Origin of the sequence: Longitalea arenae (assembly GCF_016924755.1) — a bacterium.
In the GTDB taxonomy this organism is placed as follows: Bacteria; Bacteroidota; Bacteroidia; order Chitinophagales; family Chitinophagaceae; genus Niastella; species Niastella arenae.
On the sequence record NZ_JAFFJX010000003.1, the window covers coordinates 205,897 to 231,360 of the forward strand.

General features: G+C 47.7%; 19 protein-coding genes. 4 read left to right on the forward strand and 15 right to left on the reverse strand.

All coding sequences use genetic code 11. From position 1 onward, the window contains the following. Nucleotides 1-27: 27 nt before the first annotated feature. From JT717_RS09665 to JT717_RS09690, 6 genes are all read right to left on the reverse strand, one after another. Complete coding sequence (locus JT717_RS09665; RefSeq protein ID WP_205510010.1) at nucleotides 28-798, reverse strand: cupin domain-containing protein; 771 nt, start codon at nucleotides 796-798, stop codon at nucleotides 28-30. A gap of 178 nt (nucleotides 799-976) precedes the next feature. Continuing rightward, nucleotides 977-2,686: a cellulase family glycosylhydrolase gene (locus JT717_RS09670; RefSeq protein WP_205510011.1), complete on the reverse strand. Its 1,710-nt coding sequence runs from the start codon at nucleotides 2,684-2,686 to the stop codon at nucleotides 977-979. Nucleotides 2,687-2,696: 10 nt separating this feature from the next. Next, nucleotides 2,697-4,754 (reverse strand): chondroitinase-B domain-containing protein, encoded by a 2,058-nt coding sequence (locus JT717_RS09675; protein ID WP_240347930.1) that lies wholly within the window; start codon nucleotides 4,752-4,754, stop codon nucleotides 2,697-2,699. A gap of 434 nt (nucleotides 4,755-5,188) precedes the next feature. Beyond that, nucleotides 5,189-6,130 carry a hypothetical protein gene (locus JT717_RS09680; RefSeq protein ID WP_205510012.1) on the reverse strand — a complete coding sequence of 314 codons (942 nt, stop codon included), beginning with the start codon at nucleotides 6,128-6,130 and terminating at the stop codon, nucleotides 5,189-5,191. Nucleotides 6,131-6,434: 304 nt separating this feature from the next. Next, on the reverse strand, nucleotides 6,435-7,256 hold the full coding sequence (locus JT717_RS09685) for an HAD-IIA family hydrolase (protein WP_205510013.1): 822 nt from the start codon (nucleotides 7,254-7,256) through the stop codon (nucleotides 6,435-6,437). 488 nt (nucleotides 7,257-7,744) lie between these two features. Then, the gene (locus JT717_RS09690) at nucleotides 7,745-9,127 is read right to left on the reverse strand and encodes a hypothetical protein (RefSeq protein ID WP_205510014.1); all 1,383 of its coding nucleotides are present in this window, start codon (nucleotides 9,125-9,127) and stop codon (nucleotides 7,745-7,747) included. A 317-nt stretch (nucleotides 9,128-9,444) separates the two neighbouring features. Here JT717_RS09690 and JT717_RS09695 point away from each other — a divergent pair, with 317 nt between their 5' ends. Together JT717_RS09695 and JT717_RS09700 are read left to right on the forward strand one after the other, a co-directional pair. Continuing rightward, on the forward strand, nucleotides 9,445-9,807 hold the full coding sequence (locus JT717_RS09695; RefSeq protein WP_205510015.1) for a hypothetical protein: 363 nt from the start codon (nucleotides 9,445-9,447) through the stop codon (nucleotides 9,805-9,807). A gap of 30 nt (nucleotides 9,808-9,837) precedes the next feature. Then, nucleotides 9,838-11,430, forward strand: coding sequence for an FAD-binding protein (locus JT717_RS09700; RefSeq protein WP_205510016.1), 1,593 nt, complete (start codon nucleotides 9,838-9,840; stop codon nucleotides 11,428-11,430). Between the two features lie 128 nt (nucleotides 11,431-11,558). Here the strand turns inward: JT717_RS09700 and JT717_RS09705 are convergent, their stop codons facing one another. Together JT717_RS09705 and JT717_RS09710 are read right to left on the reverse strand one after the other, a co-directional pair. Then, the gene (locus JT717_RS09705; protein WP_205510017.1) at nucleotides 11,559-12,689 is read right to left on the reverse strand and encodes an acyltransferase family protein; all 1,131 of its coding nucleotides are present in this window, start codon (nucleotides 12,687-12,689) and stop codon (nucleotides 11,559-11,561) included. A gap of 95 nt (nucleotides 12,690-12,784) precedes the next feature. Beyond that, on the reverse strand, nucleotides 12,785-13,558 hold the full coding sequence (locus JT717_RS09710; protein ID WP_240347931.1) for a phosphatidylinositol-specific phospholipase C/glycerophosphodiester phosphodiesterase family protein: 774 nt from the start codon (nucleotides 13,556-13,558) through the stop codon (nucleotides 12,785-12,787). Nucleotides 13,559-13,726: 168 nt separating this feature from the next. Here JT717_RS09710 and JT717_RS09715 point away from each other — a divergent pair, with 168 nt between their 5' ends. Then, nucleotides 13,727-14,368, forward strand: a complete 642-nt coding sequence (locus tag JT717_RS09715; protein WP_205510018.1) for a matrixin family metalloprotease — start codon at nucleotides 13,727-13,729, stop codon at nucleotides 14,366-14,368. Between the two features lie 79 nt (nucleotides 14,369-14,447). Here JT717_RS09715 and JT717_RS09720 read toward each other — a convergent pair whose 3' ends face one another. After that, entirely contained in the window at nucleotides 14,448-15,059 is a 612-nt protein-coding gene (locus tag JT717_RS09720; RefSeq protein WP_205510019.1) for a hypothetical protein, read from the reverse strand. 623 nt (nucleotides 15,060-15,682) lie between these two features. Here JT717_RS09720 and JT717_RS09725 point away from each other — a divergent pair. Next, on the forward strand, nucleotides 15,683-16,003 hold the full coding sequence (locus JT717_RS09725; RefSeq protein WP_205510020.1) for a LytTR family DNA-binding domain-containing protein: 321 nt from the start codon (nucleotides 15,683-15,685) through the stop codon (nucleotides 16,001-16,003). 922 nt (nucleotides 16,004-16,925) lie between these two features. On the opposite strand, the gene JT717_RS09730 is transcribed toward JT717_RS09725, so the two are convergent. From JT717_RS09730 to JT717_RS09755, 6 genes are all read right to left on the reverse strand, one after another. Beyond that, a complete protein-coding gene (locus JT717_RS09730) occupies nucleotides 16,926-18,092 on the reverse strand; it encodes a DUF4861 family protein (RefSeq protein ID WP_205510021.1) in 1,167 nt (388 codons plus the stop codon). 7 nt (nucleotides 18,093-18,099) lie between these two features. Next, nucleotides 18,100-19,728, reverse strand: a complete 1,629-nt coding sequence (locus tag JT717_RS09735) for a hypothetical protein (RefSeq protein ID WP_205510022.1) — start codon at nucleotides 19,726-19,728, stop codon at nucleotides 18,100-18,102. A 148-nt stretch (nucleotides 19,729-19,876) separates the two neighbouring features. Further along, nucleotides 19,877-21,280, reverse strand: coding sequence for a sugar porter family MFS transporter (locus tag JT717_RS09740; RefSeq protein ID WP_205510023.1), 1,404 nt, complete (start codon nucleotides 21,278-21,280; stop codon nucleotides 19,877-19,879). A 32-nt stretch (nucleotides 21,281-21,312) separates the two neighbouring features. Further along, on the reverse strand, nucleotides 21,313-22,215 hold the full coding sequence (locus JT717_RS09745; protein ID WP_205510024.1) for an ROK family protein: 903 nt from the start codon (nucleotides 22,213-22,215) through the stop codon (nucleotides 21,313-21,315). Nucleotides 22,216-22,240: 25 nt separating this feature from the next. Then, complete coding sequence (locus JT717_RS09750; protein ID WP_240347932.1) at nucleotides 22,241-24,190, reverse strand: glycoside hydrolase family 97 protein; 1,950 nt, start codon at nucleotides 24,188-24,190, stop codon at nucleotides 22,241-22,243. Nucleotides 24,191-24,192: 2 nt separating this feature from the next. Beyond that, nucleotides 24,193-25,425: a glycoside hydrolase family 88 protein gene (locus tag JT717_RS09755; protein WP_205510025.1), complete on the reverse strand. Its 1,233-nt coding sequence runs from the start codon at nucleotides 25,423-25,425 to the stop codon at nucleotides 24,193-24,195. Nucleotides 25,426-25,464 lie beyond the last annotated feature (39 nt).

Here is a 25,464-nt window from a genome sequence, read left to right on the forward strand (position 1 = left end):
TTTTTCAACCGGCAGCATCCGCAGTTCCTATTGCCACTGCAAGGCAAAATACTCCAGCGGCGTGGTACCTGTATTTTTGATCGAATGCAAACTGCCTGATGCAAAGAAGATGAGATCGCCTGCCGTAGCGGCCTGTGTGCTCTCACCCAGCAGCACCAGCGCATCTCCTTTTCTTACCAGGATGATCTCTTCCTGAGGGTGTTTGTGCGGACTATGACTTACCAACCCGGGCTTCAGTGCTGTTACATGCATTTCCATTTTCATGAACAAGGCCGTAAAACGATCGAACACCCCCCTGCGCTCGCCTTTTTCATTTTCCGTAACAGACCAGTTCTCCCAGTCGCCGGCAAACGAACCGCCGCCCTGGTTACCCCGTTCAATATTTTTCGGTGTGGTGGTATTAAAGCGCAGCACATAGTACACCGCGAGCGCCTTGCCGGTGTTTTCAAAACTATGTTCATCCCCCGGCATGATCAGTGCTACGCCGCCCGGACCAATAATAGTAGCCGTTCCTTTTACGGTCACTTTGAGGTTGCCTTCTTTTACAATGATGAGTTCTTCTGCATCTACGTACGCGAGGGATGAGTGGTGTGTTTTGCCGGGATCGAGCTCGATTACCCGGATGTTGAGGTTAGACAATGTAGCCGTGGGGCCATTGGCCACTTTCATAAAGTAGGTGCTGGAATCCTTTTCAACGACCAGGTCTTTCCAGGCAAATACTTTCGAGGTTATTGATCCCTGCTGCGCCTGCCCCAATAAACAGGCTAACAGGGTAATGGTCAGCAAGATAGGTTTCATTTGGTAAATATAACAATGGTTTGTTATAAGTCCGGTTAACCTGTATATAACGAACATTGCCCGGTCGGGATTGTGGCTGCCGGGGGTTCCTTTGAAAAAATTAAACCGTGCCCGGCTGGCCCGCCAAGCCAGGGGCTTCCCCCAGCCAGGCGCCAGCCATGACACGGTTTATATAAGTCTATTCTTTCAACAGTTTTGCGCTGCGAACTTTTCCATTATGCACCATTTTCAGCAGGTAGGAACCGGCTGGTAAACGGCGCGGCTCGAACCGGGCGCGGTGGCTGCCGGCCGATAAATTCCCATTTACCAATACGGCCACTTCCTTACCGGTAAGATCGAATACCGAGAGATACACATGGCCTGGTTGATCCATTGTGAAAACGATGGTACTGGTTTGTTTGAATGGATTGGGATAGCTCTGCAAGGTAACACCCGTACTCATCTGCTGCGTCGACTGCTCCGACAAGGTCAACAGCTGGCTACTGCCGGAACTGGTCTGGATCCTCACCTCGGTATAACTGTTCCAGGCATTGTTGCTGTTGCCATGTCCCACAATGCGAACGTATTTCGCAGATCTTGGCGCGAAGGGGAATGTTTCGAGGTTCAACGAAGTGCCGCTGCTTTGCAGGCCGGTAGCGGCATTGGACCAGCTAAGTCCATCGGCGCTGGTTTGTATATCAAACGTAGACCTACGGGTATTGCCCTGGTAAAAAGCGATCTGAACACCAGACACCGTAGCAGTTGTAGTTAAACAGAACTGGATCCACTGCCCGTCGCCGCTGGCCGACCAACGCGTACTCAGGTTGTTGTCGAGCACATTGGCGGGTACATTGCCGTCGTGGCTGCTGGCAGTAACCGGCTCACAGGTGGGTGTACCACCAGGAAAATCATCAGCCGGGCTCAGGATCCGCTGGCGGATCCAGGTGCCTGCTTCTTTGAGCCGGGCCGTGGTCCAGGGGCCATTTGAACAGGTTCCGGTTTGCCATACAGCGCCTGAACGGAAATCGTCGGAATAATTCCAGTTGGTCCAGCTGATCTTTTTAGTACGCATCAGGTCGATGAACTGTTGCGCCATCGCAAAATCATTTGGTCCATCACCGCTGGCCTGCTGGGTACCAAATTCGGTCACGAATACTGGCAGCCGGTCAGATGCAGCATTCAACTGGTTCAAATACGCGGTACGGTGATCCCTTGCATAGAAATGAAAGGTGTACATCACGTTGGGGAACTGCAGCGGGTTGTTAAACACGTCCTGCAGCGAACCATCGCCGGAAAGGCCGAAGGTAGACCATCCATGGGTACCCACGAGGATAACGGCATCGTTATCAATAGCCCGGATATGCGGGATCATCTGGTCGGCATAGGTCTTGATCTTTGCCCAGGTAGCGCCCGAGTTGGGTTCATTACAAATGTCGTAGATGATGTTGTTCTTGTTCTTGTGCTGGTTGGCAATGGCTGAGAAGAAGGTCTTTGCCCTGGACAGATTATAGTTGGGATCACCCGGCGTCAGCTGATGCCAGTCAACCAGGGCATACATGCCCCGTTCGGTAGCTTCTTCGATCAAACGGTTCACCTGGGCGGTAAAACCGGCCGGATCGGTCTCATAACCGCCTTCCTGCACATAGAGGGATATGCGCAGAACGTCGGCGCCCCAGTCATAAGCAAGGGCGTCGAGCGAAGCTTCGGTTAAACAGTCGCCCCAGCCGTACCATTGAATGCCGTGGGTGCTCATCCCCCGCAATTGAATGGGATTACCGTACTGGTTGCACAATTTTGTGCCGATCACGCGTAACTGGCCATTCCGGGCCACTGGTGTTTGCGCCTGGGCGTCGGACCCCAGCAGCAGGCGCAACATACTGCAAAGTGCAATGATTGTAATTCTTTTCATTGGATAATTATTATAGGTTAACGATCTTCCTGATAAAAGGCTTTCCATTATGCAAGAGCTTTATCCAATACACCCCGGCGCCGAGTCTGGCTGCATCAAATACCACCCGATGCGTACCTGCTTTCATATTCCCATTCAGCAACAGCGCTGCCTGCCGCCCCGTTATATCGTAGACGCTCAACTGCACATGGCCATCTTTTTCAAGCAGCCAGCTTATAGTGCTTGATGTACGGAAGGGATTTGGATAACTATTGAGTGTTGTCCTGGCCGCTGGCGTTTCCACCATCTCCCGGGCAACCATCAATGCACTGCTTTGAATGCGCACTTCGGTATAACTGTTCCAGGCATTGACGCTATTGCCATGCCCTACAATGCGTACATATTTTGCGGTAGCAGCAGGAATGGAAAACGTTTCCAGGTTCAGGCTGCTTCCACTGCTCACGCGGTTGGCAGCGGCTGTTGTCCAGTTTGTACCATCAGCACTCAGCAGGATATCAAACGATGAAGTGCGCAGATCGCCATTGAAGAAAGCGATCTGCACGTTGGTAACGGTGGATGCACTGCCCAAACAGAACTGGATCCATTGCCCGTCGCCGTTAGCCGACCAGCGGGTATTGAGATCATTGTCGAGCACATTGGCAGGCACATTGCCATCATCGGCGCTGGCCATCACCGGCAGGCAGCCAGTTGCATCAGCGCCATTATGGCCCACCATGGAAGTGGTGAGGATGCGCGCGGTCACCGGGGCTGAGGAGCTTTCATCGGCCCCTTTATCGAGTGGCGCAGTACGGCTTTGTCCATCCATGTCAACGGTAACCGCCGGATAAGCACCGGTTGCGGTACCTATGGCCGGACTACCGGCCTGCAAATGAAAAGTGCCGGTAGCATCGCGGGCCAGCAGGGGATTTACCGAAGTATAGCCGCTGGAAGGCATGGCGCCTGCGCCATTGGTCTGGTAAAGGATATTGCCCGACCAGACTGCTCCTGTATACGGGCCAGCAATGGATGCGGCAGCACCTCCACCCTGGATGATATTATTTGCAAAAGTGGTATTGGTAGCGCCTAACCCGTTTGTACGGCCGCTTTGTACATAATTGGATGGATTATTGACCAGGGTATTGAAAGCGATCAGGTTGCGATCGGGACGGTCATGCACTGTCAGCGCATCCCCATCAGCCACTTCCCCATCGCCATTTCCGATATTGATAGCCGGATTGCAATTCTCAAAATGATTACTGAATACAACATGATCATCGCCAAAAATGCGGATGCCGGGGGTATTGACAAAGTAATTGCCATAGACCTTACAAAAGTTGCCATGGCGCAGGGTAAATTGCGCCGGACAATTTCGAATGGTATTATACCTGATAGTAACCGCAGAGGCTTTTACCGAGATCAGTTCATTCTCGCCTTCGCATTCCTCAAAGAGATTGTATTCAATGATGCTGTTGCTGGAAGAAAGACTATAACCGCTCAGCCCGAACTGCAGGGTTTCGGCGCCGTTGGCGGTTTGTGGTTGCTGATCGTAAAAATAGTTATGGTGAATATGGATGCGTTGTGCGATCTGGCTGCCGCTGCCCCTTACCGTAATAAAACGGCCCAGGGCATTCTTATGCTGGAAGGTGTTATAATCCACTTCATGATCATTGCCGTTGAGCGACAGGTTCTCTCCGGTGCCCGGCGTTTGAAAGATATTGCGGGTCCACCGGCAAAAGCTGGTGCCGCTGGCCATGGTGGCCTGGGAAGCGCTGTGCGTGAATTTGAATCCTTTGATAATAATGTACCGGGCCGGACTTACAATATTAAATCCGTTGGTACCGCCAATTTCAGCGCCTCCTACAGATTGCGCCTGGATAGTGATCGGCGAAACAGCCGTGCCCTGTTTATTGATGGTGATATCGGCACTGGCGGTATATACGCCATTGGCGAGGATGATCACATCACCCGGCGCTGCATTGTTAATGGCAGTTTGCAAAGCCGGTAAAGAAGTAACGGTAATGGTAGCAGCCCTGAGTACCGCCGGTACTGCATAGAGCATTCCAAGCAATAGTAAAACTCTTGCATTCATGATTGATTGATTGTTTTAAGGTCATCAGCAGGCAGAACGATCCCTGGCAGGGTCGTAACCAGCCGGATGATGACAGGTAATAAGTAATTGGGGCTATACTTAATCCTGCATGCCTTTTAACAATACAGTGAAGAAGGTAAAAAAGTAACTGCCGCAATTGCTACACAAATCGCACCGCAATTACAGATGGGGAAAAAAAGACATGGCAGGCAAAAAGAATGTAGTGCTGGACGTTAGTATGGGATGTGTACAGTCAGTACACACCGATCGGTTTTCCTTTTCTCATATGACAAGCGTTTAATGAATGGTTAGAGGCAAATTAACAAAGTAAGAAAAGGGATGTGTTCCGGTTCTTGGCGGAATAATAAACTATTTTAGCATAATCGTTCTCGTTAACCATAAACTGCCAACTGAGCACTTTGAACTGTGAACTGTTATCTGGCCGGGCGATTATATAGTTCAAGACTGCCACTCTTTGACATACTGGAACTGAGCAGGAAACTTTCTTCTTTTTTACCATATATTATCCGCACGAGGGCGGTATTGGGCGGATAGATACCCAGGCTTTCGGCATGGATCACCAGGCGGTTGGGATAATCGGGAAAGAGCGGGATCCTGATAATATGTGGTTTTTCTTTTAAGCCCAGCTTTGGCTCGATCAGCTGACCATTATAAAAGATACTGATCGTATCGCCGTCTACGATCCCATTATCCATAAACCTGATCTCGGCCGAATCGGCATTAATGATATACCGGTTAGGCGGGCTCACTGCCCGGCCGGCGAAGAAATCGCGGCCCACCAAAGAATCTTTGTAAACAGGTTTAACAAAGGTAAAGCTGGTACCGGCTGTTTTGGTGGTGAACTGGCGGGGTGTAATGTCGGGCTCGTAGAGGAAGGCGGCTTTGTATTTCAACAATGCAGCATGTTTTGTATAACGGGCAACGATATTACATAGGGTATCGCATTTTCTTTCGCCCTGTAAGACCACCGTATCGCCTGCCTTTTCAAAGGATAATTTCATGCTGTCGCATAAATGGCAATGTTTGGCCCAGGTATATTGCCCCGGCGGATCTTTGAAATAGGTCACTTCCTTCAGCTTGGTCATAATATGGTCTTTATAGATCCTGCCGGTAATGCGGGTTTGCAGCCGTACGGTAGTATCGGAAGGCAGCATGCATAACACGGTTCCTTCAAACTGTGAGCCATGAACGCTGGAGATCTGCAGGCGGGTGTCAAAAGATTTGGTAAGTTTACTTTTCTCACCAAAATATACGCCATTCCATGTGCCGGCCAACCACTCGTTCTCCTGGCCAAGACCAGGTAAAACAGCCAGCAAACAAACCAGGTGAACTATAACCAATCTATATTTTGCCATCGTAGTACAGTTGTACAATTGCTGTAAGCAATTCAGTTAAAGGCCTGGCGCTCCAGGTCACTGTACAGTTCAGGGATGAAATTATCAGGACTGCTATGTGGGGGTTAAGTGCCCGGCAAATGCATTACATATACCAGGAACCGGCGGCAATTTAAAGCCAAAAAAGAATCCGGCAAAAAGGAAAAACCGGGTGGTGATATCCAGTGAATTAGGAACAAAAAAGAATCCCGCCAGCGGCGGGACCCTTTCCTCTTAAACATGTAGTATGCGGAAACTAAAGGAAAGCTTTGGAGTACTGCGCCCGCTATGCCACGAATAAAGCGGGCTCATGTTGTTTATCGAGCACCCGGGCAAAGAGGTTCTCATCGAGCAGGTCTTTGACCGACCTGATAATAAAATCGGGCGCATAACCAAACTGACCAAGATCGCTTTCTTTGGTTACGCCAGACAGGGTCAAGACCGTAGTAAAACCCATGGAGCCTGCACCGAGGATATCCGTGCTCATGGTATCACCGATCATAATGGTCTCGTCGGTCGACAACTGCAAGATCTTCCGGGCCATGCGCATCATTACCGGACTGGGTTTACCTACGCTGAAGGCCTGTTTACCGGTAGCAAATTCGAGCATGGCGACAAAAGCGCCGCAGCCGGCCCGGTACTTTCCACTGCCTACCGGGCAGTTGGGATCGAGGTTGGTGGCAATCAATTTCGATCCGTTCATGATCATGTTGATCGCCTTGTCAACCGACTCCAGCATAATGGTACGGCCTTCACCAATGATCACATAATCGGGATGATCATCTACAATTGAATAACCCACATTGTGCAGCTCGGTCAATAAACCACCTTCTCCAATGACATACGCAGTACCATGCTCTTTGCGCGAAGCCAGGTACCGGGCGGTGGCCATCGCACAGGTAAATATATCTTCATCATTTACATTAAAACCCAACTTGCGCAATTTATAACACACATCGCGGGGAGTACGCTGGCTGTTATTCGTAAGGAATAAAAACGGAAAACCTTTTTCTCGTAATGAGTTAATGAATTCAACAGCGCCGGGTATTGGTTCACTGCCTTTGTAAATAACGCCATCCATGTCGATAAGAAATCCCTTTTGTGCCATACGTTTACTTTTTTAATTTGCTAATATGCTAACTGATCAGCTGATGTGCTAGTTAGCTGATGTGCTAATTTGCTGATGTGCTAATTTGCTAATTAGCTAATGTGCTAATGAAATCTTCGCGGCAAGAACAATTCGCTGATATGATAATATACTCACAGGCAAGAATGAAAGTAGTGGCAAGGAACTGGCAAGATATTGAGTTAGGGAGTGATGCAGATCGCGATCAGGCAAGTACTATAAGAACGATCAATTGTTACACTTATTGTAAGCCGTACAAATATAGGAGTTAATGTTTAGAATCTTAGTTTAAACTATTATTAAATCGGGTCAATGGTGAATGGTCGATGGTCAATGGTGAATGGCGAATGGGCGGCGAACATGATACAAACAATATTAATAGCAATCTTCGCGTAAAGAACAGCCTGATAATATTACATAGATCATATTCAACAATGCCGTTAACAACTTTATAAACTTTATAAACCTTATTAACTTTTCACGGCTAAATCTTTTAATGCCTTATTATACCGGTATAATACCTCCACATATTTTTCCAGCACGGGCAACAATAACCAGCCGGAGGCTTTGCCATCGACGAGCATAAAATAATATTGTACCGAACGTTTGATGTCTTTTTGTTCAAGGCTTATCCAAAGGCGGGTGAGCCAGAAGTTGATGACTTCAGAAGCATGGTATTGTTCATAACCAGGCACGGCTTCGCGGATATCGGTATATGCATATATATGTTCAAAGCGCGCATCCGGTTCATGCTGGATCAAAGCACCCAGCGCCAGGCTGAAATGTAATACCGGATAATATTTATACATTTTTAGCGCATGCCGTTTCGCTACCTCGCACAAGTTATGCAGGTCGAGCAGGATGCCCTGTTCATATGCGGTTTGTAAGGCCAGCGGATTATGGGCGTACCGGTTGGTTAATGCGATCATTTTCTGTTCGAATTCATGCATCAGCTGCTCATTGTTGCGATCCAACAGTTCAGCCAGCTCATCGGCCTGGTTTACGACCTCGAGGTGTTCTGCAAAATGTTCTTCCAGTACATTATTAGGCTCTTCGGCGCCATGGCCTATTTCATCCCACATCTCATGCCACATTTGTTCCTCTGCCACCGTGCAGGTATTGATCTCGGGCGGCAATAAACGGGTAAGTAATTCCGCATGAATGGTGATCTGCTCAAGCACCGACCGTTGCTGCACTTTTTCGGTATTCAGCATATCGTCTGAGCGGATGCTCTGCACATTGCCCAGGCTTAGCTCTCCGGCCGGAATATGATTTATAGGCAGATTGGTAACGCTTGCTTCTTCCCGTAAACGGGGCACTGCGTTAGCATCTTCGACCGTATAATAATAATTTCCTTCGCCGGCATATTGCTTCAGCTTGGCCAGGATATCGGCAAACTGTCCGGCTTTTTCCACGATCAAATGCGGCAAACCGTCAGTACCTACCGGCACATCGATCACCGGCACGCCATGATCATCTTCTTCGAGTATAAAGCGGGTAACTTCAAAATTATGATGGGGATGAATATTGAACTCCAGCGCAAAATCATGGCCGGCATAAATGATATTGTGCGCCAGCGCATATTCTATTTCCTTGAAATCAGCCAGGTGCTGGCTGTATTCTTCAAAGAATTCTTCTTCAGACGTATTGAAAAAAAATACCGTATCTTTTATGCCCAGGCAAAGCAGGTCAACCCGGTATAAGCCAATAGTTACATTGCCATTAGGGTGTTTTCGCATTACCGATACATTGGCGATCTGGCTTTCTTCCCAATCTTTATTCACCATACATTTACTCACAGGCATCGAGCGTGCCTTTGCTTGCACGTATTTACGGGGAGAGAGTGTTTGCATACCCAATGTATTTATTGTTGCTGTGTTGACCTGGATTAATGAATCGTAGAAATAACCTTTAACGAGTAGTAATCCGTACAATCAAAGTAAACGCATTTTATGGTACAAGTATGCAAAAGTTGTTGTCATAATTTTCACACATTTCTGCACACAATGATAAAGTCCTGTTTGATATCGTTTTGTGATCGGCGTTCCATTTGACGATCGTCATTAAATATGCTTACCCCCTTTGTGGTATTGTTATGACCGTTACAAAGCCTTAGATTTGATCTTCGTTATCCACTTCCAGCCTACCCTCGCACCTTTAAACAAACTATATGATGCTTTTGCCTGCACCATTAACAAGATCAGTTTCCTTTTTTTTATTAGCCATCCTAACTGCAATAACCTGCATACTCAGCAGTTGCAGCAGCACCAAGATCATTACCGAATACGACTGCGCCGATGCGGCGAATGTCAATAAAGACACGACGGTATGGCATTATTTCTGGGGACTGAAACAATCGAAAGACATCCGGCCGCAATGCGATAACCGGTATAATCACCTGAACAAGGTGGTGGTGAAATCTACCCCCGGCAACGTATTGCTTGCTGTTATTACCCTGGGTATTGTGATACCACAAAAGATCTCCTGGTGCTGTGCACCGCCAAATCTGCGCCCGGGGCAACTGGGTAATTAGTAATACTGTCAACTTTTCAACGCTAACTACATGTCATTACCAGAAGGCATACTACCACTTCCTATCACCGATTGGCAGAATGGCCACCAAAACTTCCGGGTTACCTTAACAAAAGATGCCAGCTTTAATTTGCGACTGCCATTCCCTTTTGCTGAAACAGAAAAAAATTATCATGCTACCACCAAAAACTTTCAATGGCTCATCCAACATGCCATTGATAATAATCTGCGGTTAAGGGCCATGGGCAATGGCTGGAGCTTCAGTGATGTGGGTGTTTGTAATGGCGGACTGGTTGACACCCGCGAACTGCGTACTTTCTTCAGCATCGGCAATAACTTTTTATCGCCTGAGTATCTCGCAAGCGGTAAAACGGCGCAGGACCTTGTTTTCACCCAGTGTGGCATGAGCATTTTACAATTGAATAAAGAACTGGAACAGGAAAATGGCTGGCTCCGTTGCCTGCGTGCTTCCGGCGCCAGTAACGGACAAACCATTGCGGGCGCCACTGCTACCGGCACCCATGGGGCGGGCTTGTGGGCAGGCGCCGTTCATGACGCCATTGTTGGTTTGCATATAATAACCGGCGCTAACAGGCATGTATGGCTCGAACGCGCATCGAACCCGGTGGCATCTGCTGCATTCATCGACTGGCTGGGCGCTGAACTGTTCCGCGATGATGACCTGTTCAATGCGGCCGTAGTAAGTTTTGGCAGTTTTGGTTTTATTCATGGCGTATTACTGGAAACAGAACCCATCTACCTGCTCGAAAAATATACCGCTGCCAATATTCCGTTCAACGATAACCTGAAGCAGGCCATCAATGAATGGAACTTTGATGCGCTGAATGATCATCTCCCCTTCCCGCCCGAAAGCCCTGGCCGTAGTTTATATCATTTTGAAGTGTTGGTGAACCCGCATCGCTTCGCGATAGATGATGCCAGCAAAGGCATTTTCCTGAAAGTGATGTACAAAACACCCTACCGTACTGATTATCCCAAACCGGTACTCCCCAATGGTAATTTTCAATATGGCGATGAACTGTTGGGACTGTTGCAAACCATACTGGATAATATCGGCAAAAAATTAACCCAAAAGCTCGTTCCGCCACTCGTCACCAAATTATTTCCCCTGGCTTTTGCCGCTAATGAAAAATCCATCGGCACCATTGGTGAAACATTTACCAATACCCGTTTCCGTGGCCAGGCAGCCAGCGCCGCCATTGCTATTGATACGGCCAATGCAAGCCGGGCTATTGAGGAGATCGTACAGCTCAATAACAAAACAGCTTTTGCCGGCGCCCTGGCTTTGCGCTTTGTAAAAGGCACGAAAGCCACCCTCGGTTTTAATAAATTTGAAAAGAGCTGTGTACTGGAAATGGATGGGGTTGATGCTGCCACCAGCCGCCGATTTTTTACGAGTGTCTGGAACCGGTTTGAGGAAATAGGTCTGCCTTATACCATTCATTGGGGTAAGATCAACTTCCACCTCACCGAAGCGCGTGTCCGCGCAATGTATGGCAACACCGCCGTGAATAAATGGCTCACCGCCCGGCATAAATTATTGGATGATGTGACGCAACGCGTCTTTAATAACGACTTCATGGAAAGAACCGGCCTGATCTAATGTGATAATGTGATGATTCGATGATTCGATAATTAAATACAGCGGCCTGCTATCAGCGGGCGTTTCCATTATCAAATTATCAAATTATCACATTATCAAATTATCACATTATCACATTATCACATTGTTCACACCCTCACATAGATCTTCTTCTTATCCATCCAGTACCCCACTAACCAGCACAAAAGCATGTAAGCGATCGCTTGTATGAACGCACCCACATACGGCGTGGCCAGGTGAATGAAGATTTTATCATACAACCACCTGAAGACGGTTGTGCCAGAAGGCAGGCGGAATACACTCCACAGGATCACCAGCAGTTCAGAGAGCAGGTAAATGAACAGGGGATTTTTGCCGAAGACCTGGAAGAAAGGCGTCCAGGCCGTTTTTTGCTGAATATCGGCTACATAAACAATGGCAGCGATGATCAGGCAATCGAGCCCCACGGTGTGTAACACAAAGGAGCTGGTCCAGAGCTTTTTATTGAAGGGGAATGAATAATTCCAGAAATGGGCCAGCACCAGTAAGGCAAAACCGGCCAGCATCAGTCTGGTAAGCGCTTCATAGGTTCCCCCTTTCTGCTGCAGGAATTTTCCCACCCAATAACCGGCCACCACATTGGCGATCGCGGGAAAAGTACTTAAAAAACCTTCGGGGTCGAAGGGAACGCCATTCCCATGGTATAAATGATCAGGGCCCAGCAGCCAGAGATCGAGTTTCAGCACCGCATTGCCGCGCAATGAAAAAGGATCGGCGGCATCGCCGAAGAAATATAATACAGGCCAATAGAGCAGCAGGATCGCCGCAGTAATGATAGCTGCCGCCCGGAATTTAAAAAAGTAGATCATTAATGAAGCGAAACAATATACCAGCGCAATGCGTTGTAAAACGCCAAAAACGCGCGTTTTCCCGAAGGGCAGGAAAGCATATCCGCCGGTAGTGGCATCGGGCCGCACAAAAGGAAACCAGTACATCAGGTAGCCCAGCAGAAAGATCAGGAGGGTGCGTTTAAAGATCTTCCTTAACACGGATGCCGTGGAAGCCGCCTCCCATTTGGGCATTACAAAACTCAGGGCATTGCCTACCGCAAATAAAAAAGAAGGAAAAACCAGGTCGGTGGGGGTGAAACCATGCCATTGCGCATGCTTCAAAGGGGCAAATGTAAAATCTCCATCCGGGGAAGTATTTACAATGATCATGAAGCAGATGGTCATACCCCGGAATACATCAAGGGCCAGGAAACGTTTTTGTTGTAGCATGTCAGTTCTTAGTTAGCGTAGCAGTAAATACCTGGCGCTTCGAAAATAAACATTTCAACTGAACATGCAAATTCCGGTAAGCTCCGACAGGCAGATCATTGTTTCTCTTTTTCAAAAAAAGCAGCCAATGCCCTGATACTGTCGGTATTAATATAATCCACTTTCAGTTTCATCAACTGGCGCCAGGCATTGGGATTGTCGGGCGCAGCCCAGAAACGAACGGTCTTACCCTTGCTATGAGCCCGGTTTACGAGTTGTTGCAGCGTATCCTGTTGGGCGGCCGGCATACGCTCATTGCCGGTCCAGGATGTATACTTTTTCAAATTATCACTCATCATTACGATGCGCGACAAAGCCGAAGCAGGATAGTCCTTATACAATTCTCCATCGAACCAGATAAAAGCGGGATAAGAGGTATAAGCGGTGACATCGGGCCGATTGCCGCTAATGGCTATTCGCAAAGAAGGGCATTCTGTTAGGGCAGGATATTTTTGCAGCAGTTCTATCAGTTTGGCAAGGGTGGTCACTGCTTCTGTTTTTATATCGATCATGAACTGCAGGCGGCGATTGGTATCAGCATACACATGCCCCTTGTTCTTTTCAACCAAAGCCTGCAAAGGTTTCAGGTACAGGTCTTCCAGGGTGCGGCGCAAGGCAAGTTCACGGGTAGTATGGGCTACCAGCAATTCGCCGTTGTGCCAGAAGATATCGGCTTCAATGGACCCGAATTGTTCGTTATAGGCCGCCATCAAAGGCATGGACTGTTCATAATCATTATGCGAATGGGCGTTGGCTGTGGTATAAATAATAGGTTGGGCAAAGGAAGCTGTGCTGATCAGGAGGATTACTGAAAAAAGTAGCTTATTCAATATATTATGATTTTTGAGTTGTTCAGTTATTCAGTCTCGCGACTGTATTTAACTTAATAACTTATAAACTTATGAACTTGATAACTCAGGAACAAAACGCAAAAATAAATAGATTAGCACTCCATTTAAGTATTCTTATATTTAAGAAATTATTATTAACAAGCCCCTATGCCAAACACCTTAGTCAGGCAATTTACCATTTTATTCGCGGCTACCCTTTTGAGCTATTGTTCCAGTCCTATAAAACCCGGCAGCAAACAGATCATCGGGTTACAACCCCTGGGCAAGTACGATACAACGCAACTAAGTTATATTGAAAAAGAATTGCAGCAGTTCTTTAAAGTGCCGGTCGTGATCCTTCATGAAACTGCCCTGCCGGCCGCTTTCCTCAATACCACCAAGGGTGAACGCTATTCAGGTGATTCGATCATCAAATGGCTGGCGTTTAACGCGCCGGACTCCATAACAAAGGTAGTAGGCCTTACGCACAAAGACATCTTTACCACCAAAAAGGAAAACGGGCAGATCAAAAAACCTGAGAGCACCTATGCCGTATGGGGCATCTTTGGGCTCGGTTACCGGCCAGGCCGTTCCTGCGTAATAAGCGATTTTCGGCTAAAGACAAGTGAGCATACCAAATTTCAACACCGCCTTCGCACAGTGGTCATTCATGAGTTGGGCCATAACCAGGGCCTTGACCATTGCCCGGCAAAGAACTGCATCATGAGCGATGCTAATGAAAGGATACAAACTGTTGATAATAGTGGCGTGAACTATTGCGGCAAGTGTCTACACTGGTTAAAGCATTAACGAAGCAGCCACATTAAAAACAAGGGGCTGCCCATAGACAGCCCCCTAATGATCAGTTAATATGTAATTATCCCTCCTGTTATTGAATAACCCGGGAAACGGATGTGGAAGCAGACTGCTGGTCATTTACGCCGAAAGCGATCACCTGGAACCAGTACTTCTCTTTCGATTCAAGACCGGTAAAAGTATAACTGGGTTCGGTGGAGACCTTACTCACCCATACACTCTCGCTTGTGAGCGGATCGTTCGTATACTGGTGAGCGTAGGCTTTGGCGCCTGCCACTCTTTTAACTGAAGTAACTGCTTCACCAGGACGGTCAATCGTTACTTTCAGGTCTTTAATGGGCGGTATAGGCTTTGTACCTCTCGCCCGGTTTCGCTCAAAACCGCCGCTGACCAGGATAACAGGGTCGCCTCCCGCTTTGCCTGTTACATACTCAGCCAGTTCGGCTAATAAGTCGACCGTTTTCACCCGCAAAGCCTTTCTTTTAAGACGCATTACTTCATCACCGTTACGTGATCGGTAATTGACCTCCTGGTACTCGGGCAGTACTTTTTCAAGTTCAGCCAGCGCCGCGGGCGCATCCGTAAAATGGGCATTACCGCTCATTTTTCCGGTAACGCCGTACCCAAAACTGATTAAATCGTTATCACGGAATTGTTTGTATCCGTGTGTAATTCTGTGTGCCATGATCTTGCATTTTAAAGATTAAGAAATGAAATACCTGCTACCTGCCCCAACATGAGCGCCGGGGCAAACCAGAGCCATTACACATTTTATTGGCGCCAATAAAGTGTGTCAAAATGAATCCCGGTCGGCCGGGAAACAGTTGATGGATCCATCGTACTTGTTACAACTGGAAGTTTCATTGCGCCCATCGCATCCTCGTTTCCGGTTTGCCGGTCAGCAGATGCAATGGTTGCCGATTGCAAGCTGCTACTTGTTTTGTGGAGCGGGGACCTTAATGAACATTGTCAATTGCAAGTACTCATCTGTTTGATTATACATCCTTGTTCATTTGACTGATGACACAAATGTAGATCAGTATCCAACGCCCTTTTTCAAAAATGTGACGGAGTTGCCTTCATGATGTGACGGTCTTCGGAAATGGGTGTGATGTTTGGTAAGCTTCCCTGGGGAAGCTCTACTTTTTATGTGACGGCATTCGAAAATGGGTGTGACGAACAGTCGAAAACAGGGGATGTTTGGTAATATTTGTTCTTAATGTTAATGGCGTATAGTTAACGCATACCTCTCAATAAAAGCTTTTATTTTTTAAATTGTCAGCCATTAACCTATAACCTCTTTCAACTATGCTGAAGCCCTTTTTTGTATGGCAGAATAAAATATTGAAAAATATCAACCCGGCAGAGGTCATGTGCCTCCTTACGGAAGGGAATTATACCAAAATAATTCTTTCAAATAAATCTTACTTTATGGTGCGTTCCAGTTTATCCAGCGCCTTAAAAAAACTTCCTACGGATATTTTTATTAAAACACACCGCTCGATCGCCGCCTCCATTTATTTTATCGACAATGTATCCAGGGATCATTTAACGGTCGGCGGCGAGCCTATTCCCATTGCGAGGCAATATTACAAGCGGGTGATCGATCAGCTGAACATTATTGAGTGAGCCGAATAAGCGGAATGCATTCGTTTAAATGCGTTGCCCTTGCATTAAAGGGAATGAACCTGGTACAATTGAGTAAAATTACCGGTACGATAATCACTGTTCACTCACTTATAACATTATTTTACCTGTTCATAAATCAAATATCGGGTTCAATGAGCTCGTTTTGCCCGTTTTTAATGTACAAACGGCGCCCAAAACCGTTTTTATTCCCTTAAAAACGGAAATGATCGCACCAAAAAGTGGATTGATCGTAACAAAAAGGACATATGCAGGCTTTTTAAACTTAATATTGTCAAAATCAAGTTTAGTATCGTCCATTAATAGCCTACGATCGACAGTAATAAGTTTACTGTTGGCAATAAACAAGTTACTACCAGTGATCAATAACGAAGTTTCAACAGTCAGCAGCATGGTATCGAAGGTCAACAGCTTACTATCGGCAATCTAAAGCTTATAGTTCCCGTAAAAGGATCAGGCAATGAGAAAACGTAATCATTTGCTGAGCCGTTTAAAGCTATGAGCAAGTGCGCATAAGCTATTATTGGCAACTAATTGCCTTGTTTTAAAAATAAATGGATCAGTTATGCAAAACAATTGATCATAACCGGAAAAAGTACATCTTACTTCCCGGGAAAACAGGTTTCGCACCAGGGAAGGATAATCATTGCATGAAAAAAGGGATCTTTTGAACGAAAGAGCATGACCATTTTCCGGCAAAAAGATCTATTCCCGACCAAATAAAAACGATCTCACAAGCAAAAGGGATCATTGCCGAAAAAAAAGAGCTATATCGGCGGAAGAAAGAACTATCTCCGAAAAAAAATAGTTACCACCGGAGTGGCTACTGACCCATTTCTTTTTCTATAAACTGCTTAAACCCCTCCAGCGTCGTAAAACGGCTATCACTTTTTTCCCAACCGGCCTAAAAACGAAATACCGCTGGTTTGTCATTTGCTATTTTCGCTTTTATGATAAAAGTATTCCGGATATCGGTATGGGCATCAGGCGTAGTAGCCGTACCCGCCACCTGGTCAGCCGGCATTATAATAGCCATCCCGAGTTTGTCTTTATTCTCCGCCTGCCGGTCAAACGTATAAATCCCTTCAGCCTTACCACTGCTGATCTCATACACCTGTTTACTGTTCAGGTTAACGATGCCGGTTACGAGCTGAGCGCCTGCCGGTGCAGCTGTCACCCTCACTTTGCTTTCATAGAAATATTGTCCACCCCAGATATGTATCTCCTCTGTCAGGGAAACAGGAGCCAGTCCTTCCCCCGGTTTCCAATTCTTATAATGTAATCTGCAAATGGCGCGTACCGGTCCATCCGCTACTTTTTCATACACCACCTGCTCAATATTGGTTCCGCCTAAACGGACCAAAGTATCTTTTCCATTGGGTAATGTAACCTGCAGGGCCAGCGAGCCTGCGCCCAGGGAGGGGCCAACTTTCAATACATCCATTCCCCACTCCGCCTGGTGATGATAGTTATGGGCCGTATCGAGCCCTACTTCATCGAGCACCATACGATCGGTGGTTTTGCCCCAGATATCTTTTCCATTACGCACGTCAAAATATAATCGAAAACCTACTTTATCATTTTCCCAGGCCGGCCCTTCCGTTAAGTAAGGCGGTAATGGCTGTTTTGAAAAATCGGTAGGGGCTGCATTCACCGGCATGGTATCTTTTTGCAGGGAAACCGGTCCGAAGCTATTATCAGCGTTTTTTTTCATATGCCGCACATGCGCCCGTACCACTGCTTTGATGGTTGGCGGCGCATCCACGATCACCGGATGCAGCACAAACTTTTCATTCGGTTGAAAAGAATATAAAAATGCCGCTTCATCCCATTCATGATCCCCATCCAGGTCATCGAATTGTATGACAAGAGGAACTCCGGTGGGCTGTTTAATACTAATATACTTACCGGCCGGAATAGCACCGGTCTGCTTTTCCACGGCAGCTCTTTTCAGCACGATCAGCTGATCGGCCAGGGCAATATTTTGATGATTTTTGTATGCCAATTCTTTCTGGGTCAGACAAGAGGCCAATGCTGCTAAGAAGGCCAAGGCGATATAATTATGTTTCATTTTTAACCTATTCTACATAAAAACTTTGGGCTACCGGTTGGGCGGATTGAATTTTTGGTACCGCAGTGCGCCCATACTGCCAGGCAATAACCGTAATTCTAACCGGTAACCTGCTACGGGGCGGGGTCTCCGTTAACACCAGTGTGTTGTCTTTAATATACGCCGGACCTTCGCGCACAAAATAAAAGACCGGCAGTTTTTCGCTTGATCTTGCCTGTAACTGTACCGACTTCCTGCCTTTGCGAATCGTTATTGGCGGGAAGGATATGGTTTGCGGCCTGCCTGCTGCATTCCTGCCGGGGATATCCATTTTTGCCTGTTGCACGGCCGGTTTATACAGCGCATCCCCTGCATGTTCGACGGCGAACCAGCATTGATACCCGGAAGCCTGGTCAGGCAATCCTTTTTCAAGATATAGCTGGAAAGTAGTATCATTTATTTTTCTGCAGGGTCCTGCGATGCGGTTAATAAGAATCTCTCCTTTTTGTGCATGGCCAATAGCGCTTCCTGCAGCAAGCCCGGTCCATTCGGCCGTACGGGGATGGGCAGCCGGCACTTTGTCGAGAAAGACCGGTTTTACTATAAACGTTATCCCATCTGCCTGGGGTTGAAATTGCAGATCCACCTGCTGATGCGTATTCCTTTGTGGTACAACCTGGCCATTTTGCATAAAGCCTAATAACTGCGCTTTCTTATTTCGATGACGCGCCTGGTATTCCTGTGTTGCCTTTACCATCTCTTCATCAAAATACCAGAAAGCCTGTGCCAGATCGCCTTTGTATTTGTTAACAGGCGCCGGGGATGCAGCCGGCTTTTGATTATAGCGCCATTTCTCCATTAACCAACCTGTTTTAACAGGATCTACCGGCAATAGTATTGGTGCGCCCTGCGCAGGTTTTGTTTTGGGCAAGCGGTACAACGCCGCTTTTTTTATATACAATGCTATATATCGGATCTTCTTTTCAGTCGCGGCAAAATGGCCTTCGGCCGGACAAGCCAGCATACTTAAAGGCAGTAAGGGGTGCTCCTGCCTTTCTTTTAATCCTTCTGTAGACCAGCTATCGGCTGCTTCATATTCACCCATGGTTTCCAGGCAGGGAATAAAATCAATATGCTGATCGCTACGCCAGATCTCGGGCGCAAAGACCGGATGGCGGAAATAAGGCCATTGCCCGCTTACCGAAATAGCACAGAGCGTTCGCTGCGGATCCCAGGCGGCAAAATAATAGGGCCAGCTGGCAGCAGCTGAATGGCCAATAGCTGCTACCGGCACATAGCTGAGTTCCTGATATCCTGTTTCCTGCGCCAGGTCTTTCATCATGCCGTTGAATATCTCACCTGCGCCCTCATTAAAGCGAAAAAAATGATCGAAGGAGGGCGATACCCAGATCACCGCGAAGGATAAGCGGCTCATTTCCTGGCGGAAAATGGGGTGCTCTACGATGGATTGTTCTTCCATATTGTTCTGCGCCAATACCACTGCCCGCAGGTTTTTACAATGCGGCGGGATCCAACAGAAAGCCCGGGCGCCGGCACTGCGCGCATTCTTTACCGGTACCGACCATTGCCAGAGCTGTGCTGTCATAGAGCTGCCAATAAAGCATGCCATCAATACCGCTACGATGTATCTACCCATTAGTAACGAATCCTGAATGTGATAATTTGATAATTCGATAATGTGATAATGAAATGCAAAATGCGCACTAAATCCGGGCGTTTCCTTATCATGACTTGTCCCGACTTCAGTCGGCATTATCACATTATCACATCATCACATTATCACATTATTGTTTGACTAATTTCCTTTCAAGCTCCTCCAGCGACACCCCTTTCGTTTCGGGCACTTTGGTGAGGACCCATATTAATTGCAAGGCCATCATAAACGCAAAAAACGCAAAAATGGGCCAGGGATTATCTTTGAAAATACCGTTCTGTTCATCTAAGAATACCGGCGTGATCAGGGTTATTATAGCCGCAAACACCCAGTGCACACTGGCGCCAAATGATTGTCCCATCGCCCTTGCTTTATTGGGAAAGATCTCTGCAATAAATACCCAGATCACAGCACCCTGACCAATAGCGTGCGCAGCAATGAACAGCAGCAGGAAAACCATCAGCAAACCGGCGCTGGCCTGCGCATAAAAACACCAGGCTACCATGGCCAGACTAACAATATAACCGAGCGAACCAATGATGAGCAGGGTTTTTCTGCCCAATCTGTCGATGAGGTATAAACCGGCAAAGGTGAAGAGCAGATTAGTGCCACCGATGGCAATGGAATTGAAAAGGGATTCTTTGGCCGCAAGTCCGGCGCGGCCCAGGATCTCGGGAGCATAATACAGGATGAAATTGATACCCGACCACTGGTTGAAGAAAGCCACTAAAAATGCCAGCCAGATGATCGTTTTATATTTTCCACTGAAGAAACGGTTATTGGCCTGCCCTGCATGGGCTTCGTGCTGCGCACTGTCGGCGATCAGTTTTATTTCCTCATCGATCTTGTTCATGCCCAGGCGTTCCATCACCTTTCTGGCAGCGTCCTGGTCTTTTTTAACGGAAACCAGCCACCGCGGGCTTTCAGGGATCCCAAACACCATTAAAGTATAGATCAGGGAAGGAATGGCCATAACGCCCAGCATCCAGCGCCAGTCATTGCTGCCTCCTACCCCCTGTAAAAAATAATTCGACAAAAAGGCGACCAGGATGCCAAACACAATATTGAATTGATACATGGCCACCAGCCGGCCTCTTGTTGAGGGCGTAGAAATTTCAGAAACATAGGTAGGCGCCGCTACAGAAGAGATGCCAATACCCAGGCCGCCAATGAAACGGAAAAAAGAAAATACATAGGGATCATTGGCCAGGGCCGAACCGATGGCAGAGACGCTGAACAGGATACCGATCCATAACAATACTTTTTTACGGCCATATTTCTGCGTGGGCAGTCCGCCGAAAATAGCGCCCACCACGGTCCCCCACAATGCCATCGACATAATGAAAAAACCATGGAACAAAGGCGAAGTATGCCATAATTCTTTTATCGGCAAATTGGCGCCGGAGATCACTACGGTATCAAATCCGAATATAAAACCGGCCAGGGCTGCGATGAGTGAAATGCCAAACAGTCCGGCGCCGGAACCTGTTGCGCCATTTTGTGCAGTAGCCCTGGTATCGAATGAAACTTGCATGGTGTTGGTTTTAATAATTTAGTTGGTGAGCATTAGTAAGCAGTTGACACTATATTGTGCTGGTGATGCAGCGCCGCACCGATCATGGCAGCCTGCTCACCCAAGATCGCTTTTTTTAACACCGGCAAGGGACGATCAGCCGGTAATTGTTGCTGAACCTGGTGTATAAACAGCGGATACGCATTTGAGATATTTCCACCGATCAGGATGGCCTCCACATCATAGGTACACACGCAATACCGTAAGAATTCACCGAGGTTGGTCGCAAATTCATCAAAGATCCGGTTTGCTGTTTCGTTGCGGCCGTACATTTCGGCCAGCTCTTTTACGCCGTCGATCGCTGTACCGGTACGCTGTTGCCAGCTTTGCACAAACCAGCGGGTCGACAGGAACTCTTCGGCTATTCCGTACTTAAAAGGTAACACATTTAATTGGGCATTGGTAATTTCTCCGGCAAGATATACACAGGAGCCTAGGCCGGTGCCCAGGGTCAGCGCCAATACGCGGGAATAGCCCTGCGCCGACCCGCCCTGTACCTCCCCATCGAGAAAAGCATCGGCATCATTCCGGAAAAGGAAACGATCGACCGCACAGCCGGTTCTGGCCGCCAATGCTTCCCGGATATTCATCCCATACAGGGCTTCATATTTATCGAATCCTTTGATAAGACAAATGCCATTCGTATAATCAAAGGGCCCGGGCATGGCAAAACCAATGGCCTTTGCTGCCGAAGGATACTGTTGCAGGCGGTCGTTGATGGTTCCGGCCCAAATACCCAGAATTTCATCAGCCGCTGCATGCCGGTTCACCGGCTGCCGCACGACTGATCCGCTTACTATATTTTTATGAACAAGGTCTACAACCCCTGCCGAGATATGCGACCCGCCTATATCTATTCCCAGCGCCAGCGATGCCGACGCATTGCTATTATCCATTCAATGTATTTTTTATTCCAAACTGTTATTTTACAGGGGTGAGCCAGATGGCTTGTCCACCCGAAGCTTTCAGTTTTACTTCCAGTACAGTCGCTGCATTTACGATTTTTTGCTGCACCCCTACTTTGGTTTTTGTCGTTGCCTTGTCGTCATCACTGTAGATGGTTGCTTTATATTTTTTCCCTCTGGGCAGAAAATCAAAGGTCAGTTGTACGGTGCGTGCATCGTTATTGGTAATGGTGCCTATGAACCAGTCTTCGCCTTTTTGCCGGGCCGTAGTTATGAACTCACCGGGTTTGCCCTGTAATACTTTTGTATCGTCCCAGGATACAGGGATCCTGTCCCAGAACTCCAGCTCCGGCTCGTTATCACTATAAGCTGGTTTATCGTACCAGTACAGCGTTTGAATAGGACTGTAATAGATAGCGGCCAGGGCCAGCTGATGTGCATGCGTTGTTTTGATGCGTTTGTCGTAATAGCAAATGGTATAGTCAGCCGCGCCCGCAATATAGCGGGTGAATGGCAGCACGGTATTATGCGTGGCATCGGGCATTTCTTCATTACCGCGGATCCCTTCCGCCGTCATGAGGTTAGGCCAGGTACGTTGTTCACCCGTAGGCCGCCAGTCGTCGTGCACATTCACCATGATCCTGTTCTCCGCGCATTTTTTGAACATCTCTTCCAGCCAGGTGGTCCAACGATGCGAGCCCACCTGCACAAAACCAAACTTCACGCCTTTTATGCCCCAGTCGCGGTAGACCCGGAACAAGGAATCGGATTGCGCATACAAACCCTGCAGGTTGCAATACAACCAAACACCCACGCCTTTTTCCCTGCCATAATTGATGATGGCCGGCAGATCGAAATCAGGGATCGCTACTTTGGTGGCGTCTGAGCTAAATGTAAATGCCGGACCATACCATTTCCAGTCGAACAAAATATATTGCAATCCATGTTTAACGGCAAAGTCAATATTCTCATAGGCGTCTTTGGTGGTCTGGGTCATTACGCGCATGATCTTGCCTGGTTGGATCCAGCTGGTTTCGCTGATTTTTGAGGGCTCGTTAAGGTTCAGCACCAGGTCATTGTTCATGATAAGCGTTCCCGGCTTCTCTGCTACCATGATCACCCGCCAAGGTGTGGCAAAGGGAGAAATGAGGTCAGCCGGTGTGTACATGGCCGTAAGGATCGTGTTGGGCTTTTCCTTACTTACCCTGAATTTGGTGCGGGCATAGTCTACCATTTGCGCTTCGGCCAAACAGGCATACCAGCCATTGGGCAATTGCAGGGTCAATGGTCTTTCACTTTCATCGGGCCATTGGTCCAATGGCAACAATTTGTATGGCGCCTGCGCCCAGGAAGCATGCCAGGCCCTGGTGCCGGCAGGTAAGCTGAAGCTGGTGTTTTCGGCGACTACCCGATAATACGTTCCTTTTATATTCTCGGGGAAGAAATAACGCAGTGCAGCGCCTTCGTTGTAGACCCTGATCTCTACATGCATCCGGTAAATAGGATGATCATCCTTTACCATTTCGATGGTAACTGCATTGTAATGATCTTTTACGAATTTTCGTTCGCCATAGACTGGTTTCCAGCTGGTATCCCTGGCAGCATACCTAATGGCTTTTACCTGCAGGTTCTCACACCACCTCGGATGTTTATCTACTTTCAATGCCATGGCGCGTTCGGAAAGATCATTATCCAGCTGAATGTCCAGCACCGATTCGCTGATCACCGCCTGCTGTTTATAATGCAGGGTATAGAACATAGCACGTGTGCCATCGCTGTTTTGCTTTTGATAAAAGCTGACCACATAATTTTTATCGGGCGAAGTGATCACGGCTTTGGTTGAATCGATAATGACCTGTGCGGTCACATTGCTCCCTAAAAACCAGGAAGCCAGTAAAAGCATCATCGTTTTCATTGAATGAAAGGCCAAGCGGGAATGATAAATGGTTGTTCTGTATTCGGGCATAATCACTGAATTTTACCACAGGCTTTAATAAATATTTTTCCTGCTGTTATTTTCTTTAAGCGCAGCAGTGCTTCCAGATAATAATAATCGGCGTAGATGATCGAGGCGTCTATTTCCCCGCCATTGGGTTTATGCCCGGTACTGTGCAGCAGCAATGCATTGTTCAACTGCCGGCTCTGGTAGCGGGCTGTTGATAATGATTGCAGCATTTCCCTGGCCTGCTGCCGGTAATAAGCCGCTTTTGTCGTATCTGGCACGAATGTGCTCAGCTCCAGCAGGGCCGAAGCGGTGACTGCCGCGGCTGAAGCATCCCTGGGCGCCGCCGGAATATCCGGTGCATTGAAATCCCAATACGGGATGTGATCAGCCGGCAGTTTTTTCAGATACACATCGGTCACTTGTTGAACAAAGTTTAAAAAGCGTTTATCGTTCGTTTCGCGGTACACCATGGTAAACCCGTAGATAGCCCAGCTTTGTCCGCGCGCCCACATACTGCTATCGCTATAGCCCTGGTGTGTAATGCCTTTGATCTTTTTGCCGGTAGCTGTATCGTATACAACCACATGGTAGGAAGTAAAATCAGGGCGGAAATGATTTAACATGGTCGTCTCCGCATGTTTCAGCGCTATATTGTATAACTCTTTATTACCACCTTGTTTTGCGGCCCAGAACAAGAGTTCGAGGTTGATCATATTATCCATGATCGTGTTATGCCGCAGCGGCCAGTCGACACCAGGCACATCCCGCGGCCATGATAATATGGTGCCTGTTTTTGGGTTGAACAATTTCGCGAGCGTATCTGCGGCTCTCAACAACACAGTACGATACATGGTGTCGCCGGTTAAGCGGTACCCATTGCCGATGCTGGTGAATACCTGGAAGCCGAGGTCATGATCGATGGCTGCGGAATCAACCAGTGGAAACAAAGCCTGCGAATAACGCCGGGCCTGCTGCTTCCACAGCGTGTCCTGCGTATATTCATAGGTGTACCATAAAATGCCCGGCCAGAAACCGGAGGTCCAGTCGCGGTAATTCACAAAACGCCATTCGGTTTTACCATACGCGATACTGCGGGGGATCCGGGCCGAATCCGCCGGCAGGCTTTGAACCGTTTTACGCACCTGCCCTACACAATAATCCAAAGCGGCAGAGAGTTCATTGTCATCAGGGCGATCACAGGCTGCCAGTATTATGGCCATCGCCGCTGATATTTTTGCTAGTGATCTTAGATACATGTTTATAAGTTACGGGTTAAGGGCGACCTCTCAGGCCCG